Origin of the sequence: Pseudomonas sp. QE6, from assembly GCF_041379005.1 — a bacterium.
Classification (GTDB): domain Bacteria; phylum Pseudomonadota; class Gammaproteobacteria; order Pseudomonadales; family Pseudomonadaceae; genus Pseudomonas.
Genome location: NZ_CP166873.1, coordinates 3,591,188 through 3,607,830 on the forward strand (window position 1 = coordinate 3,591,188; position 16,643 = coordinate 3,607,830).

A 16,643-nucleotide genomic window follows, 5' to 3' on the forward strand; every position below is an offset into this window, starting at 1 on the left:
CAAAGCTCGATAGTAAGTCGACTTGAAAATCATCGAGCAGAGGAAGCCTACGTCATGTCAGCCGCCATCCATCCCTACATCACCCAGCGCAATGCCCAGCCGGCCAGCGCCGACGACCTTGCACCGCTGGCCTTCGCCGGTTACGCCCACTTCACCGCCATGCAGGTGCGCGACGGTGGTGTTCGTGGCCTGGACTTGCACCTGCAACGACTGCGCAACGCGTCCCAGCGCCTGTTCGGCCAGAGCCACTCCGACGAGGAAGTCCGTGCTGCCCTGCGCGCCGCGCTGGAGCAAGGACCGGCGGATGTTTCGCTGATGGCGACGGTGTACTCGCCCGCCGGCGAATTCACCGTCGCCGGCCCCGAGCACCGGCCTGAGTTGCTGGTGCGCACCGCGCTGCCCTCGGACGGCCCGCAGGGTCCGCTGGCCCTGGCCATCGCCAGCCATGAGCGGGTGCTGCCGGAACTCAAGCACGTCGGCGAGATCGCCAAGACCTGGTACCTGCGCGAGGCGGTCGCCGCCGGCTTCGACGACGCGGCATTCGTCGACCATCGCGGCCGCTTCAGTGAAGCGACCATCTGGAACCTGGCGTTCTGGGACGGCGAGACAGTGATCTGGCCGAAGGCGAAGATGCTTACCGGCACCACCATGGGCATTCTCCAGCGGCAACTGGAGCGCCTGGGCGTCCGCCAGGTCACACGCGGCATCGACCTTCAGGATCTGCCGGGCCTGACCGGCGCCGTGGTGATGAACTCCTGGACGCCGGGAGTGCCGGTGAACCGCATCGGTGACGTGGAAATCCCGGCTGCGCCGGAGTTCGTCGAGCTGCTGCGCCGTGCCTTCGAGGCAGAGCCTCGCGTGAAGCCCTGAGGTTTGGGTGGTTCGCGAGCAAGCTCGCTCCTACAGGCTCACGCTCGCAGCTATTTGTAGGAGCGAGCTTGCTCGCGAGCGGGGACTCAATTCAGATGCGCAGCGAAACCAGAGGCGCCCTGGTTGATTTCCTCCCGCAAGGTCAGCGCGGGAATCTCGTAGTCGCCGCCATTCTGCCGGCGGAAGGGAATGGGTGGGGTGGTCTGGAGGCTGTCCAGGCGCTCGCCCAGTTCCCGTTCGATCTGTGCGTAGCGCTCGGTATCCACGCGGCTGGTGCGATAGACCAGATAGGGCGGCAGCACGTCGAAGCCAGGGTAATGCAGCACGCCGTGGTGGATCGGGAACAGCAGGTCGTCGATCGGCCCATTGATGCCCCGCGCGCTGTAGTGCGACTCCCAGCCACCGGTGGTGACCACAAGCATGGCGCGCTTGCCGGCCAGGGTGCCTTCGCCGTAGCGGTCGCCCCAGCGCGCGTCGGAGTGCTCGCCGACGCCGTAGGCGAAGCCATAGGCATACACGCGCTCGACCCAGCCCTTGAGGATCGCCGGCAGGGAGAACCACCAGAGTGGGAATTGCAGGATCAGCACATCGGCCCAGCGCAGCTTTTCCTGCTCGGCGGCGATGTCGCTGGTCTGCCGGCCGGCGGCGTAGGCGCGCTTGGAATCCAGAGACGGATCGAAGCGCGCTTCGGGGTCGCGGTCCAGGCTGTCGGCGGCGTCCAGGGTGGCTTTCCAGTTCATCGCGTACAGGTCGGAGACCTGCACTTCATGGCCGGCGGTTTGCAGGCGGCGTACGGCGAAGTCCTTCAGCGAGCCGTTGAGCGAGCGCGGTTCGGGGTGGGCGTAGACGATCAGTACCTTCATGGTGAATCTCCTGCGAGGTATGGGATGGGCGCAGGATGCGATTTGCCAAGGTATAGTTGAAATGAATATCCAGTATTCCAGGTATACGAATGAATAATCTGCGCCGGCTCGACCTCAACCTGCTGGTGACCCTGGATGTGCTGTTGTCCGAGCACAACGTGACCCGCGCGGCGGAGCGGCTGAACTTCTCCCAGCCTTCGGTCAGCGTGCACCTGGCCAAGCTGCGCGACATCTTCAACGACCCGCTGCTGCTCCCCGGTCCACGCGGCATGCGGCCGACAGCGCGGGCGGAGTCGCTGCGCGAGCCGCTGCGCATCGCCCTGGAAGCCCTGGAGCAGGCGGTGGCGCCGGCGGCGCCCTTCGATCCGGCTCAGGCGCATAACACCTGGCGTATCGCCGCGACCGACTATGGCGAATCCACCATCCTGCTGCCGGCCTTGAGCGCGCTGCGCAGCAGTGCGCCGGGGACGCGTCTGGCCCTGCTGGAACTGGTGCCGCCGCGCATCGCCCGGCAGGCGGAGCAGGGCGAGATCGACCTGGCCTTCCACACCACCGAGGGCGCGCCACCGGGGATGCGTCGCCGTGCGCTGTTCACCGAGCGCTACGTGCTGGTGGGGCGCGCCGGACACCCGAAGCTCAAGCGCAAGCCGCCGCTGGCGCAGTTCTGCCAGCTGGAACATGTGATGGTGTCGCCCGATGGCGGCGGCTTCAGTGGCGTCACGGATGAGGCGCTGGCGGCGGTGGGCCTGAGCCGTCGCGTGACCTTGTCGGTACCGCACTTCCTGTTCGTCATTTCGGCGGTGGCCAGCAGCGACCTGGTAGCCATGGTCCCAGCGCGGCTGGTGCGGGATAACTCGGCGCTACGCGTGGTTGAGGCGCCGGTGGAGGTGCCGGGGTACGAGATGTCGATGCTCTGGGATGAGCGCTCGCACCGCGACCCGGCGCACCAGTGGCTCAGGGAGCGGATTGCCGGAGCCGTGTGACTGCCTTTGATCTTCGTAGGAGCGAGCTTGCTCGCGAACAGCCCAACGCCAATGCGTCCGGCGACCTCCGTTCGCGAGCAAGGACTAGGCGTCCCCCTCGGTCCTACAGGAAAAGCATCGCCCCAGCGTTCCTCTGGCTGTCAGACCCAACGCCGCACCCGGCGGCAATAGGCGTCGAAGTTCGCTCCGAAGCGGTGCCGCAGCGCCCGCTCTTCAGGGCCGATCTGGAAGCGGTTCATGTACAGCACGAAGGCAACCACTCCCAGCAAGGCTGGCAGGGAGGCGAGGGCGATGCTCCAGGCCAGCAGCACGATGGCGAAGCCCAGGTACATGGGGTTGCGCGTGTGGCGGTAGATGCCGGCGACTACCAGCGAGGATGCGGTTTCCGGTTTCAGCGGATTGACGGTGGTGCGCGCGCGGCGAAAGGACAGTACGCCGGCCAGGCATACCGCGATTCCGCACAGCAGCACCAGTAGTGCCAGCCACAACCGGCCGCCGAATGGCGGCAGTGGGCGGGCCGGTAGCCACATCAATATGCCGAGGATTACCGCCACCAGGGGCGGGGGAATACGGTGTTCGAGCCATTCCATGCTGCATCTCCGTGCTGTGCCGGGCCGCCCCGCAGTTGTCGGTGCGCAGGGCGTATAACGTTCGACGTTATACGCCGTTTCAGCGTGGTCGCCGAGCACTTGGAAGCCAGGTATGGAGTCGCGATTTCGGACGCTCCAGGCTTGATCGTGGAGCCGGTGATGAGCTCGGTGTATCGGCGTACAACCGCGAACGGTTGTACGCCCTGCGTTAGCGAGTCAGGGTAACTGGCGCAGGCAACTGCCGAGAATGCAGGGCGGGGTCGGCAGCTGGAGGGCGCTGCGGGCGGCCTGCAGTTTCGAGTCCTCGTAGTGGCAGAGCATGAGGTGCGCGGTCAGCAGGCTGGAACAGATGACCAGCGCGATCAGCAGAGGAATGAATCGGGATATGGCATCGGCCTCGTCGACTAACCCCATGCTGCTCACGTTAGTCTCGGAAGGCCGGCCGCCAAATCGTCCGCTCGGACTAGCCAAGGGTGGCCACGCTGCGCAGTATCAGGCGGACCAGCATGGTCTGCCGGGTCACCCCGGTCTTGGAGAAGGTCGAGCGCAGGTGGGCACGCGCGGTGTTGCGGCTGATGCCCAGCTCGTCGGAGGCTTCGTCCAGGGTCAGGCCGTTGGCCAGCAGCATCGCCAGTTGCGCCTCGGCCGGGGTCAGGTCGAACAGTGCCTTGACGATCTCCTGGGGCGCGCGGGATTCCTGTTCCGGGTCGCTGACGAAGATCACCACCGACGGGCAGTGCTTGCCTTCGTTCCACTCGCTCAGGGGGACCGAGCGCACGATGATGCCCAGGTCCGAGCGTCCGGACGGACGCTGCACGCGCATGGCCTCGACCACCGAGGGCTGCGAGCCTTTCTGCGACTGCAGGGCCTGCTTCACCAGCCGGCGGAATTCCTGGCAGTCGCGCGGGGTGCCGACCTGCAGGTTGTCGCCGCTGATCTTCAGCCCGTCCTTTTCGCGCAGCAGGTTCTCGGCCACCTGGTTGGTCTGCAGGATCTTGCCGGTCTCGTCGAGGATGATGGTGCCGACGGCGAACTGGTCCACCGCGCCGGCGTAGAGGTTGCGTTCGGTTTCGATGCGGTTGATCTGCGTGTGCAGCATCACCGAGCGTTCCAGGTGCGGCACGAAATAGGCCAGCAGGGCCTTGTCGTTCTCGGTGAAACCGGGGGACTCGACGCCACGGCTGACGCGGATGCGGCACAGGGCGCCATCGCTGGTGCGGATGTCGGCGCCAAGAATGTGGAACACCCCCACCGGCTCGAGGAAATTGCGATAGAACTCCGAGGTCAGCCACTCTTCGCGGGAGACGAATTCATCCAGGATCACCACCTGGCCGCTGGGCAGATCGACGAAGGGGTCGAGGTTGAAATAGTACTGGTTGTACGACGCCACCACTTCGGCCGAACTGCCGTTGGTGTTGACCATCAGTCCTTCGTTCTGGTCACTGGGCGGACGCAGGATGAAGGTGACGTACTTGGCGTCGAGGAACTGGTTGAGCTGGTTGAGAAAGGATTGCCACGGCGTGGACTCCATCGGGCCCTGGTAGAGATTGCCGAGCATCCCGCTGAACTGGTCGAGCGAAAGCGAGTGTGCCATTGGTAAACCATTTCTTATTTTTGTAGTAGGAAAACGCCGGCAAGATTGAGTCGGCGTTTTCCGCAGAAGGCAATCCGTCCTGCAAGGCAGGGGACGGGTGGATCAGGCCGGCTCGGCCTGCGCCGCGCGCACGATGAAATCCTTGCGCTCATCCAGGTTCGCGGGCAGTTCGGCAACGTTGGTATAGAACTGCTCGTACCACTTGCGCAGCTGGTATACCGGGCCGTCGCCGTCACACAGCAGCGGGTTGTCGACGCGGGTCTTGGTGTGCCAGATCGCCACGTCCTCGTAGAACGCCAGGCGCGCCTGCTCGACATAGGCCTGGGCCATGGCGCGGTTTTCCTCGGCGGACAGCCCCGGCACCTTCTTCACCAGCACGCCGTAGCGCAGGGTGAAGCTGTTCTGGTCGATCGGCACGTGGCAGTTGAGCAGGATCGAATGGATCGGCTGGCCGCCCATGGCGCCGGTCATCTCGGTGATCTGGTAGGCCGGGCCGTAGTAGGTGGCCACGGTGGTCAGCTCGCTGTCGCCGGACAGGCGGGCGCTGCGGCCGCGCATCACCTGGGTGGCGGTGTGCGCCTCGAAGTGGTTGCTGAACTCGTCGATGGGCGCGCCGTGGACGCTCTTGAAGTGCGCCATGTCGGCGACGTTATCCACCAGTTCGCGGCAGTTGGTCTCGATCTTGATGTCAGCCACTTCCCATTCGGCCCAGGCGTCGTCATAGCAGGCGTCGATGCGCGGGATCGCCTGGCTGGCGATGGGCGGGTTGCCTTCGGGGTCGTTCCAGACGAACAGCAGGTGGTTCTGCTCCATCACCGGCCACGACTTGATCTTCGCCCGCGGCGGGATGCGCTTGGCGTAGGGGATGTCGTCGCAGACGCCGTCGGCGCCCCAGCGCCATTCATGGAACGGGCAGCGCAAGCTGTTGCCTTCCACGCAGCCTTCGCTGAGATCGGCGCCCATGTGCGGGCAGTAGCCATCGAGGATGTTCAGTTGGCCATCCTCACCCTGGAAGGCCACCAGGCGGGTGCCGAAGACATCCAGGCGGTGTGCCTTGCCGTCGCGGTACTGGCTGGCCAGCCCCAGGCAGTGCCAGCCGCGCGCGTAGCGGTCTTCCACGGGGCGGGCTTCGATTCGGTGCAGCGTGCTCATCTTATTGTTCTCCCATCAGATGCCGCAGGCAGGGGGTGGGTGGCGGCAAGGGCCTGGATGGGATTCTCCAAGCCAGGGCGGTAACGGCATCGTCTGAATGGACGATGGCCGGGAAAGAGGGGATCGATTTACTGCCCGCACAACAACAAGACGCGGGATTTCTCGATGATCCGCATACCCGATGAGATCACCCTCGATGCCGAGCCCATCGATACGGTGATGCAGGCCTTGGCCGAGCTCCAGCTGCCGTCCTGCGCCGAGCGTGGCCTGAGCCTGGCCCGGCGGAGTGCCCGCTGATGCGCGCGGTGATCATTCAGGCCCTCGGCGGCGCCGAGGTGCTGCAACTGGCCGAGGTCGAAACGCCACGCCCGGGCCCCGGCGAAGTCCTGGTGCGGGTGCGCTGTGCCGGGGTCAACCCGGCCGACTGGAAATGCCGCGAGGGTTATCTCTCCGACTTCTTCGACTACCGCTTCCCGCTGGTGCTGGGCTTTGACCTCTCCGGCACCGTAGCCGAGCTGGGCGAAGGGGTGGAGGACCTGCCGCTCGGCACGCGGGTATTCGCCCAGAGCGATATCGGCGCCGGCAAGTGGGGCTCCTACGCGGAATACGCCTGCGTCTCCCGTGCCTCCGTGGTGCGCATGCCGGGAGCCCTGGACTTTGCCGCCGCCGCCGCGGTGCCGACCCCGGCCCTGGCCGCCTGGGCCGGACTGTTCGACGAGGGTGGCCTGCAAGCGGGACAGCGCGTGCTGGTGCACGGCGGCGGCAGCGCGGTGGGCGGCTTCGCCATCCAGCTCGCCCGGCATGCCGGCGCGCGGGTCGCCACCACCTGCAGCGCCGACAACCGCGAGCATGTTGCCGCGCTCGGCGCCGAGTGCGTCATCGACTACCGCCGCGACGACATCGGCGCGGTGCTGCGGGACTGGTCCGCCGAAGGCGTCGACCTGGTCCTCGACTGCATCGGCGGCGGCAGCCTGCCCGATCCGCTGGGACTGCTGCGTCGGAGCGGCGTCCTCGTCTCGATCCTCACCCTGGCGCCGGGCGATACCGCGCCGGACACGGCCGTGGCCGAGCGCCTGGGTGTTCGCATCGCGGTGGCTTACAGCCGCATGCCCAGCGGCGCCACCCTGCAACGGGTAGCCGACCTGCTGGCCAGCGGCGCGCTGCTGCCGCCGCGCCTGGAACAGATGCCGCTGGCCGACGTGGCCGTGGCCCATACACGCCTGCAGCAGGGCCTGGCCCGGACCAAGCAGGTCCTGCGGGTAACGACGGACTGACCCAAGAGGTATGACCATGAGCGTTCGACAAGGCCAAGTGGCCGTGATCACCGGTGCCGCCAGTGGCATCGGCCGGGGGCTGGCGGAGCACGCGGCGAAACTGGGCCTGCGCCTGGTGCTGGCCGACCGCGACCAGGCCGGGCTGGACGACCTGGCCGGCGAGCTGCGGGCCAGTGGCTGCGAGGTGCTCGCGCGGGTGACCGACGTGGCCAGCGAGGCTGACCTTGCGGCCCTGCGGGACGCCGCGCTGACGCAGTTCGGCGGTGTCGACCTGCTGTTCAACAACGCCGGCGTGATGCAGACCGGCGCCAGCTGGGAGCTGAGCGCGGCGCAATGGCAGCGCATGCTCGACATCAATCTGGTGGGCGTGATCAACGGCCTGCGCGTCTTCGTGCCGACCCTGCTGGCCCAGGGCCGCCCGGCCCACGTGATCAATACCGCATCGCTCGCCGGCCTGCTGGCCAGCCCGTTCCTGGCCGCCTACACGGTGACCAAGCAGGCGCTGGTGGCGCTCTCCGAAGTGCTGCATCACGAAATGGCCGCCCTCGGCGCGCCGGTCGGTGTCTCGGTGCTCTGCCCGGGGCCGGTGGCCAGCCGCATCATGGCCTCCGACCAGGGCGGAGAGGGCGCCGGCGCCGCGCTGGGCGCGCTGCTGGAGCAGAGCATCCGCCAGGGCATGCCGGCGGATGAGCTGGCGCGGCTCGTGTTCCAGGCGATCGACGAGAAGCGCTTCTGGATCCTGCCGCACCCGGACTTCAAGCCTGCGCTGCAGGCACGCACGCAAAGCATCCTCGACGAGACCAATCCGGTCTTCCTGATGGCCGACGTTTAAGAAGGAGTGACCATGGCCCTCGATCCCCACATGCAGGCTCTGCTCGACCAATTCGCTGGCGCCTTCGCCCTGGATTTCGACACCCTCGACGCCACCACCTACCGCAGCTTTGCCGACCAGGGCCTGGCCGGCGAGCCCGTTGCCCTGGCCGAGGTGCGCGAACTGCGCCTGGCCGATGACCTGCCGGCGCGGCTGTACCGCCCGAGCGGCGAGGCCGGCCTGCCGCTGCTGGTGTTCTTCCACGGCGGCGGTTTCGTCGCCGGCACCCTCGACACCCATGACGACCTGTGCCGTCGCCTGGCCCTGGCCACGGGCGCGGCGGTCGTGTCGGTGGGCTACCGGCTGGCGCCGGAAACCCGCTTCCCGGGGCCGGCGGAAGACTGCTACCGCGCCACCTGCGAGCTGGTGGAACGCGCCGCCGAACTGGGCGTCGATGCCTCGCGCCTGGCCCTGGCCGGCGACAGCGCCGGCGGCAACCTCTCCATTGCCGCCGCGCGCCTGCTCAACCAGCGCGGCGGGCCGCGCCCGAGCGCGCTGTGCCTGTTCTACCCGGTGACCGACCAGAGCTGCGGCAGCGCCTCCTACCGCGAATTCGCCAAGGGCCATTTCCTCGAAGCCTCGATGATGCATTGGTTCTGGCGCCAGTACCTGGGCCAGTGGCCCGCGCCGCTGGATGCCCTGGCCTCGCCGCTGCACGCCACCGATCTCGGCAGCCTGCCGCCGACCCTGCTGATGAGCGCCGAATACGACCCGCTGCGCGACGAGGGCGAAGCCTTCGCCGAGCGCGCCCGCGCCGCTGGCGCCGAGGTTGCCCTGGTACGCGCCGAGGGCATGATCCACGGTTTCGCCAGCTTCGCGCCCTTTGCCCCCCGCGCCGCCGCTTACCTCGCGGAAGCGGCGGCCTGGCTGCGCGGCAACCTGGCCTGAGGAGACCAACATGACGCTGGACAGTCCACTGCACCTGATCGAAGCCCTGCGTCGTGGCCAGCCGGTGGTGCTGGTCGACGGCGAGGATGACGGCGGCGACGGCATGCTGCTGCAGGCCGCCGAGTTCATCGACGACGCGGCGCTGAACTTCTTCGCCCGCGAGGCGCGCGGGCTGATCTGCCTGGCGCTGACCGACGAGCGCTGCCAGGCGCTCGGCCTCAAGCCGATGACCGACAACCCCCGTGGAGAGGGCAAGGGCTTCATGGTCTCCATCGAGGCCACGCAAGGCATCACCACCGGCATCTCCGCCGCCGACCGCGCGCGCACCGTGCAGGTCGCGGTGGACCCGGCCAGCGGCCCGGCGGACCTGGTCAGCCCCGGCCACGTCTTCCCGTTGCGCGCGTTGCCCGGAGGGGTGATGAGTCGCGCCGGTCACGCCGAGGCGGCCTGCGACCTGGCCCGCCTGGCCGGCTTGCAACCGGCGGCGCTGCTCGCCGGGATCCTCGACGAGGAGGGCGAGAACGCCCGTGGCGAAACCCTGCGCGCCTTTGCCCGGAACCATGACCTGCGTATCGGCGGCATCGCCGAGCTGATCCACCACCGCATCCTCCACGAGGGCACCATCGCCCGCAGCGGCGAATACCGCATCGACACCCGCCACGGCCCGTTCCGTGTATGTGCCTACCACGACGCCTTCAAGGATGTGGTGCACCTGGCGCTGGTACGCGGCGAAGTGAACCCGGCGCAGCCGGTGCTGGTGCGCGTGCAGGCGGTGGAGACCTTCCGCGACCTGCTGGCCGGCGAGCCGCCGCGCGGGCCGCAGCAATGGAGCCTGGACCGTTCCCTGGCGCGGATCGCCGCCGAAGGCAGCGGCGTGCTGGTCCTGCTGGCGCAGCAGGAAAGCGCCGCCGCCATCCTCGACCAGCTGGCCCATGGGCCGCGCCTGCAGGCGCCGAACTTCCCCCAGCGTACACTCGGCGTCGGCGCACAGATCCTGCGCGACCTGGGCGTCCACGAGATGCGCCTGATGAGCTTCCCGGCGCCCTACAAGGCCGTGTCCGGCTTCGATCTGGAAGTCGTCGAGTTCGTCCCCTTCACCCCGGCCCAGGAGGCCTGAGATGACTCCGCAAGACGCGCTGGACAAGGTTTTCGCCCCCGCCCGGCTGGCCGGACTGGCCTTGCGTAACCGAGTGATCAAGACCGCCACCTTCGAGGGCATGTGCCAGGGCGGCGTGCCCAGTGACGACCTGGTCGCGCACCATGCGCGCATGGCCCGTGGCGGCGTTGGCCTGAGCACCGTGGCCTACTGCGGGGTATCGCCCGACGGCCTGACCTTCCCCGACCAGATGTGGATGCACGAAGGCGTCTTCGCCAAGCTCAGCGAACTGGCCGGCGCGGTGCATCGCGAGGGCGGAGCGGTGTCGGCGCAACTGGCGCACTGCGGCTTCTTCAGCCGCAACCGCCCGCAGAACATCCCGCGCCCGCGCGGTCCCAGCGCCTGCATCAACCAGTACGGGCTGTTTTCCGGCGTACCCTTCGCCGGCGCCATGGGCGATGCGGACATCCGCAAGACCCTGAACGAATACCGCGACGCCGCGGCCTTCGTGAAACGCGCCGGCTTCGACGCCATCGAAATCCACATGGGCCATGGCTACCTGCTCAGCCAGTTCATTTCGCCGGCCACCAACAAGCGCAGCGATGCCTACGGCGGCAGCCTGGACAACCGCCTGCGCCTGCCGCTGCAAGTGCTGGCGGCGGTACGCGAAGCGGTGGGCGACGACTTCCCGATCCTGGCCAAGCTCAACCTCAGCGACGGCTTCGCCGGCGGCCTGGAGATCGATGAGTCGTGCCGTGCCGCGCAGCGCCTGGCCGAGCATGGCCTCAATGCCCTGGTCATGAGCGGTGGCTTCACCAGCCGTTCGCCGATGTACCTGTTCCGCGGCGAAAGCCCGCTGCAGCAGATGATCCCGCTGGAGACCAACCCGCTGCAGCGCACCGCGATGAAATGGTTTGGCGGCCGCCTGTTCGCCGACTCGCCCTACACCGAGATGTACTTCCTCGAACAGGCCCGGCGAGTGCGCCAGGCCACCGACATGCCGCTGGTGTACCTGGGCGGCGTGAGCAGCCGCGACAGCCTGCAACGCGCCATGAGCGAGGGCTTCGACTTCGTCGCCATGGGCCGCGCACTGCTGCGCGACCCGGATCTGGTACGCAATATCCAGCAGCAGGGTGAGCGCTACGCCAACGGCTGCACGCACTGCAACCAGTGCGTGGCGAGCATGGGGCTGCCCGGTGGCATCCGTTGCGTGCTGAACCGGCCGGAGAGCTTTGCGGCGGTTCGCTAGGGCGCAGCTTGCGCACCAGGAAAAACGGCCTGCACTTTCCGGTGCAGGCCGTTTTCTTTTGCCTTCTTCCTGAGGAGCCGGTTCGGCTCCTCAGGGGGGCGCTTAGAAGGCGATCCCCAGGCTGAGGTTGCCGCTCAGGCCGTGGCTGTCCGAGCCTTGCAGCCCCTGCACGTCGGCGCTGACGCTGACGGCGCCCGCGCGGGCGGTGAGGCCGGCGCCGACCTTGAACAGGTCGCGGTCGTTGAAGGCCGAGACCTGCTCGACAGCGAAGCCCTGGACTGCCCCGTGGCTCTTCACCTCGGGATTGCCGAAGGCGTGCTCGTAGCCCAGATTCAGCCCCGGCTGCAGGCTCCAGTCGCCGACGCGGGACTGGCCGAAGCCCAGGTTCAGGCCGCCGACCAGGCTGGTGACGGTCTTGTCGACGGTGTCGACGTCCAGCGCCAGTTCGCTGCCTTTTTCGCGGAAGCCGTCGAGGCGGACCTGGCTGACGCGCACGCCGAGGGTCGGCTCCAGCGTCAGGTCGCCGCTGTGGGTGCGATAGCCGAGGTTGGCCAGGGCGCTGTACAGGCTGCCCTGGGTGTCGCCCTTGGCGCGGCCCAGGCCGTAGCCGAGGTCGCGGCGGCTGTCGTAGTCGATGTAGCCGGCGTCCAGGCGCAGGTCGGCGTAGGCGCCCTGTTCCAGGCTGTCGAAGGCGTAGCGGCCGCCCAGGGTGATGAAGGTGAGGTCGGCGTCGGCTGAGGCGCCGGAGCTGGCCACGTCGCCATTGGAGTAGCCGAAGCCGGCGCGGGCGCTGGCCTGGCTGTCGAAGCGGTGGGTCAGGCCGACCAGGGCGCCCTGGCTGTGCTCGTTGCTGCTGGCGGCATGGGACGATCCATCGGTGCCGAGGTAGCTGGCCAGCGCGCTCATCCACAGCTGGCTTTCGCCCTCGCGCAGGTCGCGGCCGCTGGCGTAGGGCGCGATGGCGTTGTCGATCAGTTGGGTCTGGCGCAGCAGGTAGCTGGCCGAGTCGGCGTGGATCTGCCCGCCGACGCGTTGCTCCAGGCCGCCCAGGCTGCCGGCGTCGATGGCCGATTGCAGGTAGTAGTTGTAGGCGCTGTAGCGGCCGGAGAGGTCGCTGTCCTGCAAGGCGGCCAGCAGGCCGGCGCCGGCCGCGGCGTTGCCCGCGAGCCCCGCCTGGCCGGGCAGGCTGCCAAAGCGGACCATCTTGCCGCGCAGTACGTAAATGGTTTCCTGGTCCAGGCCCAGGCCCTCTCTCAGGTAGTTGTCGACCGTGCCGTAGCTCTGGGTGATCTGGTCCAGGCCGGCCTGCAGGTAGCTTGGCTCCACACCCAGCAGCGGTGCATAGACGGAGGCCAGTGCCGGTGCATGGGCGCTGAGCTTGGCCAGGGTGGCGCTGATGCTGCCGGCGCTATAGCTGTTGGTGGCCAGGTAGTCCTGCATGATGGTGGCTGAGTCGACACCGGCGATGGATTGCAGCATGGCGGCGGTCCATCCGGTGCGGTCCTTGCCGGAGGTGCAGTGGAAGATCACCGGGTCTTCGGCGCTGGCCAGTTCCATGAACAGGTCGTGGTAGCGCGCACGCTGGCCGGCATCGGTGACGAAGTCGCGGTTCAGGTCGCGCATCCACTCCCGCGCCGCCTCGGGGCTGGTGAGGGGCGGGTACACCTGTTCGCCGCCGATGATGTTGATGTTCTGGTAGCGGGCTCCGGCGGGGAGGACATCCGGCGCCTGGGCGATTTCGCCGGGGGTGCGCAGGTCGAAGATTTCGCCGATCCCCAGTCCTTCGAGGATCGCCTTGTCATTGCCCTTCAGGGTCAGGGCGTTGGAACGGTAGAACACGCCGGAGCGCATCACGCCGCCATTGGCGGTGACGTCGGCCTGGGTGGTGCCGGCAACGTCGCGGAAGTTGTCCGCACCGACGAGGCGCGGGGTATCCAGCGAGAGGTCGAGGGCTAGGGCGGTGGTGTGCGGCAGGCAGAGCAGAGCAGCAGGGATGAGCAGTCGCTTGGCCACGAGGGATGTTCCTTATCGAGGGGTGGTGGTCATGACGCAGGTGCGATGAGCCCGGGCGGGTCCTGCACGGGAGCGTCATCGTTACTGGCACGCAGAACGCCGCGCCAAAAAAGGAATTCGGGGCGAAAAAAAACCGGCCGCCCCCAAGCAGGAGCGGCCGGCCCTGTGGCCTTACTGGCCGAGCTTGCGCATGTTCGCAGCGGTGAAGTAGTTGCTGTCGTACTTGACGGTGTTCAGTTGCGGTTGCGGCTGTTCGTTGGACAGGCGGTCGGCCAGGTAGGAGCCGGCGATCAGGTCGTGGAACAGGGCGACACGTGCCTGGTTGACCTGGATGTCATAGGCATAGGTGGTGGTCTGCATGTTGGTGCGCCAGAGCTGGCCGCGGTTGTCGTAGTTGTCGGCCAGGGCGGCGGACCAGCTGTCCTCGTCGAGGTAGAGGGTACGCTTGCCGTAGATGTGCCGTGCGCCGGGCTTGAGGGTCGCTTCCACCACCCATACGCGGTGCAGCTCGTAGCGCATGTAGTCCGGGTTGATGTGGTTGGGCGTGAGCAGATCCGAATACTTCACGTTCGGATCGTCGAGCTTGTAGTTGTTGTAGGGGATGTAGATCTCTTTCTTGCCGATCATCTTCCAGTCGTAGCGGTCGGTCGCGCCGTTGAACAGGCGGTCCTCGTCGATGACGCGGAAGCCGCCAGCGCCGGTGGGGGTGTCGTAGCCGACGGTGGGTGCGCGGCGAACGCGGCGGGTACCGGGCAGGTACTGCCAGCTCTGGCGCGGATTGGCCATGGGGTCGATGAACTCGTTGCCGCCGATGATCTCGCCCTTGGAGCGCACGGGCTTCAGGGTGGTGAGCATGAAGTGGCTCATGATGCCGCTCGCGGCGGACTGCTCGACCGAGCCATTGGGGTCCGACCAGGGGCAGGAGATCTGGTAGTGGACGGTCTGCGGCGCGGTGTTGCCGTTGGAATAGATCACCGACTGGTCGTAGACCGCTTCCTCGCTCCAGGCGCGGGTCTGCAGGGCATGGTTCCAGATCAGCTCGTTGCCGTTCTTCGGAATCGGGAAAGGGGAGGCGCCGAAGGCACCGGCCACCGCGTTTCCTTCCTGGGTCAGTTCCGCGCTGACGGCGTTGGCCTTGATCCGCTCTTCGGCCTTCTCGCTGTAGCGGAAGTCACGGTGCGACGGGTAGACCGGCATCTTGAAGGTAGTGGGGTAGCGCTTGAACAGCGCCCGCTGGCCGTCGGTCAGGCGCGCAGAGTACTGCTCCATGTTCTGCGCGGTGATGACGAACAGCGGCTTCTCGTCGGCGTAGGGATCGGGGTAACGGTTGCCCGGCCCTGCGTAGTTCACATGGGGCGGTGCGCCGCGCCATTTGCCCGACCAGGCCGGGATGCTGCCATCGGCGTTGCCGGCCTTCTCGGCGCCCATGGGGGTCAGTTCCGTGCCGAGGCGGGCGGCCTCTTCAGGGCTGACCTTGGCCTGCGCCTGGCCGATCAGGCAAGCGAGTCCGGCGGACAGCAGTAGAGCTGAGAAGTGGGGTTTGCGGTTCATGGGAGGGCTCCTCCTGCTGGGTCAGAAGCTGTATTTCGCGGTCAGCGAAACGTTGTCGCGGTCGGACAGGGCGGTTTCGCTCGGATTGCCGAGGAACACGTTGTAGCGGGCCTCGATGCTGAAGTTGTTCAGGTAGCGCCAGGTGGTGCCGACGCCGAGGCGGTCGTCGCCTTCGCCCAGGCCGAAGCTGCCGGGCATCGACGAGCTGCCGTTGACGGCCTGGCTGTAGATGAGCGGAACGCTGAGGTCCCAGCCGTTGAAGATGTTGTTGTAATCGAGGGTGACGTTGAGGGTGTAACCCCAGGCGGACTTGTCGTAGTACAGCTCGCCGGTGTTGGGGGTATTGATCAGCGCGTAGCCGGCGCCGGTGGGCACGAACACGTCGAAGCTCGGTGCCTTGTCGTTGCTCAGCACGCGGTTGTAGCCCACTTCGCCGGTCAGGGTGACGTTGTCGGCGAAGGGCTGGTTGCCATAGGAGTGGATGAAGGACATCAACGCTTCCATGGTCTTGGCGCGCACCGGGTGCGGTACCAGGCCGGTATCCACCAGCACCGGCTGGCCGTCGCGGTAGCTCAGTTCGCCGCTGACGTTGGTCTCGCCCAGCACGGTGGAGAAGCTGGCGCCGTACAGGTCGATGTTGTCGAAGTAACGTACGTTGTACTCGGCCTGGTTCCAGTGGCTGAGGAAGTCCAGCTGCGGCGTCTTGTCATGGAAGCGCACGTAGTACAGGCCGAATTCGGTGTTGTTCAGTTGCTCGGCGCTGTAGGTCAGCGCCACGCCGAACTGACCGGAGTCGCTGGGCTTGTCGTCGCCGATGCGGCGGGTCATGCCGAAGGCATCGCTGTAGCCGCCGCGGTCCATCTGGTCGGTGATCGAGAAGTAGCTGCCGACGCCGTCGATCTCGGTCTTCTGCCAGTCGTACTGGTAGTAGGCCTGCACGCCGAGCGCGTCGGTGAGGCTGTATTGGACGAACGCCTGGCCGACCGGCAGGAACAGCTCCTTGATCTCGATGCCCGGAACGTTGGCCTTGGTCGCGTCCACCGGGCTCATCGCGCCGGAGATGCCGAAGCCGTTGAACAGGCTTTCACCCCAGCTCACCACCTGGTTGCCGACGCGCGCGTTGAGGGAGTGGCCGTTCAGGTCCCAGTTGCCATAGCCGTAGGTGTCGAGCATGCGCACGCGGTCGCCGTGCTGGTCGACGGTGTCTTCGGGGAATTCGTCGGCCTTGGAGCAATGGCCGGACGCCAGGCAGTTGGAGGTGCCGGTCGTGTTGTCGTTGCTGTGGTGGTAGACGTCGTCGTAGAAGCCGGAGGCTCGCGCGAACAGGCCGAAGTCGTCGCGGAACTTGAAATCGGCTTCGGTGAGGAAGCTGGCGCGGTTGTTGATCAAGCTGCCGCGATCGAAGGCATTGTTGCCGTCATCGATGTTGGCGATCGCCGGGTTGCTGCCACCGTTGGAGAGCGCGTGGGCGCGCTTCTCGGTACGCCAGGCGAGGCCGTAGCTGACGGTGGTGTTCCAGTTGATCTTCAGATCGTCGTTTACGTCGAACGACAGTGCCTGGGCCTGGCTGGCCAGGAACAGGCTGGAGGCGCTGATCGCAACGGCAAGGGGCATCGGCTGGAAGGCGATTCTTATTCTTGTCATTTCGT

16 protein-coding genes are annotated in these 16,643 nt (G+C 67.1%); 8 read left to right on the forward strand and 8 right to left on the reverse strand.

The features are described from left to right. Positions 1–54 precede the first annotated feature (54 nt). Entirely contained in the window at positions 55–870 is an 816-nt protein-coding gene (locus ACAW63_RS16630) for an aminotransferase class IV family protein (RefSeq protein ID WP_371226923.1), read from the forward strand. A gap of 86 nt (positions 871–956) precedes the next feature. Here ACAW63_RS16630 and ACAW63_RS16635 read toward each other — a convergent pair whose 3' ends face one another. After that, positions 957–1,733: an NAD(P)H-dependent oxidoreductase gene (locus ACAW63_RS16635; protein ID WP_371226925.1), complete on the reverse strand. Its 777-nt coding sequence runs from the start codon at positions 1,731–1,733 to the stop codon at positions 957–959. A gap of 89 nt (positions 1,734–1,822) precedes the next feature. Here ACAW63_RS16635 and ACAW63_RS16640 point away from each other — a divergent pair, with 89 nt between their 5' ends. Beyond that, positions 1,823–2,716, forward strand: a complete 894-nt coding sequence (locus tag ACAW63_RS16640) for a LysR family transcriptional regulator (protein ID WP_371226927.1) — start codon at positions 1,823–1,825, stop codon at positions 2,714–2,716. Between the two features lie 140 nt (positions 2,717–2,856). Here ACAW63_RS16640 and ACAW63_RS16645 read toward each other — a convergent pair whose 3' ends face one another. The 4 genes from ACAW63_RS16645 to ACAW63_RS16660 all read right to left on the reverse strand — a co-directional run bounded on the left by ACAW63_RS16645 (position 2,857) and on the right by ACAW63_RS16660 (position 6,052). Beyond that, complete coding sequence (locus ACAW63_RS16645; RefSeq protein ID WP_371226929.1) at positions 2,857–3,306, reverse strand: isoprenylcysteine carboxylmethyltransferase family protein; 450 nt, start codon at positions 3,304–3,306, stop codon at positions 2,857–2,859. A 216-nt stretch (positions 3,307–3,522) separates the two neighbouring features. Further along, positions 3,523–3,720 carry a hypothetical protein gene (locus tag ACAW63_RS16650; protein WP_371226931.1) on the reverse strand — a complete coding sequence of 66 codons (198 nt, stop codon included), beginning with the start codon at positions 3,718–3,720 and terminating at the stop codon, positions 3,523–3,525. A 49-nt stretch (positions 3,721–3,769) separates the two neighbouring features. Beyond that, a complete protein-coding gene (locus ACAW63_RS16655) occupies positions 3,770–4,900 on the reverse strand; it encodes a helix-turn-helix transcriptional regulator (RefSeq protein WP_275607458.1) in 1,131 nt (376 codons plus the stop codon). 102 nt (positions 4,901–5,002) lie between these two features. After that, complete coding sequence (locus ACAW63_RS16660; RefSeq protein WP_371226933.1) at positions 5,003–6,052, reverse strand: Rieske 2Fe-2S domain-containing protein; 1,050 nt, start codon at positions 6,050–6,052, stop codon at positions 5,003–5,005. A 165-nt stretch (positions 6,053–6,217) separates the two neighbouring features. Here ACAW63_RS16660 and ACAW63_RS16665 point away from each other — a divergent pair, with 165 nt between their 5' ends. From ACAW63_RS16665 to ACAW63_RS16690, 6 genes are read left to right on the forward strand one after another with little or no spacing between them, the layout of a single operon-like run. Then, on the forward strand, positions 6,218–6,349 hold the full coding sequence (locus ACAW63_RS16665) for a hypothetical protein (RefSeq protein ID WP_371226935.1): 132 nt from the start codon (positions 6,218–6,220) through the stop codon (positions 6,347–6,349). Continuing rightward, positions 6,349–7,326 carry an NADP-dependent oxidoreductase gene (locus ACAW63_RS16670; RefSeq protein ID WP_371226937.1) on the forward strand — a complete coding sequence of 326 codons (978 nt, stop codon included), beginning with the start codon at positions 6,349–6,351 and terminating at the stop codon, positions 7,324–7,326. Before ACAW63_RS16665 ends, ACAW63_RS16670 begins: the two co-directional genes overlap by 1 nt. Positions 7,327–7,342: 16 nt before the next feature. Further along, complete coding sequence (locus tag ACAW63_RS16675) at positions 7,343–8,158, forward strand: SDR family NAD(P)-dependent oxidoreductase (protein WP_371226939.1); 816 nt, start codon at positions 7,343–7,345, stop codon at positions 8,156–8,158. A gap of 12 nt (positions 8,159–8,170) precedes the next feature. Continuing rightward, positions 8,171–9,085, forward strand: a complete 915-nt coding sequence (locus tag ACAW63_RS16680) for an alpha/beta hydrolase (RefSeq protein ID WP_371226941.1) — start codon at positions 8,171–8,173, stop codon at positions 9,083–9,085. A 10-nt stretch (positions 9,086–9,095) separates the two neighbouring features. Further along, a complete protein-coding gene (locus ACAW63_RS16685) occupies positions 9,096–10,202 on the forward strand; it encodes a 3,4-dihydroxy-2-butanone-4-phosphate synthase (RefSeq protein WP_371226943.1) in 1,107 nt (368 codons plus the stop codon). Position 10,203: 1 nt separating this feature from the next. Then, positions 10,204–11,430, forward strand: coding sequence for an NADH:flavin oxidoreductase (locus tag ACAW63_RS16690; RefSeq protein ID WP_371226945.1), 1,227 nt, complete (start codon positions 10,204–10,206; stop codon positions 11,428–11,430). A gap of 102 nt (positions 11,431–11,532) precedes the next feature. Here ACAW63_RS16690 and ACAW63_RS16695 read toward each other — a convergent pair whose 3' ends face one another. The 3 genes from ACAW63_RS16695 to ACAW63_RS16705 form a co-directional block, all read right to left on the reverse strand. After that, a complete protein-coding gene (locus ACAW63_RS16695; RefSeq protein ID WP_371226947.1) occupies positions 11,533–13,443 on the reverse strand; it encodes a tyrosine-protein phosphatase in 1,911 nt (636 codons plus the stop codon). Positions 13,444–13,614: 171 nt separating this feature from the next. Continuing rightward, a complete protein-coding gene (locus ACAW63_RS16700) occupies positions 13,615–14,994 on the reverse strand; it encodes a DUF1329 domain-containing protein (RefSeq protein WP_371226949.1) in 1,380 nt (459 codons plus the stop codon). A 21-nt stretch (positions 14,995–15,015) separates the two neighbouring features. Beyond that, positions 15,016–16,638, reverse strand: coding sequence for a DUF1302 domain-containing protein (locus tag ACAW63_RS16705; RefSeq protein WP_371226951.1), 1,623 nt, complete (start codon positions 16,636–16,638; stop codon positions 15,016–15,018). Positions 16,639–16,643: the final 5 nt, after the last annotated feature.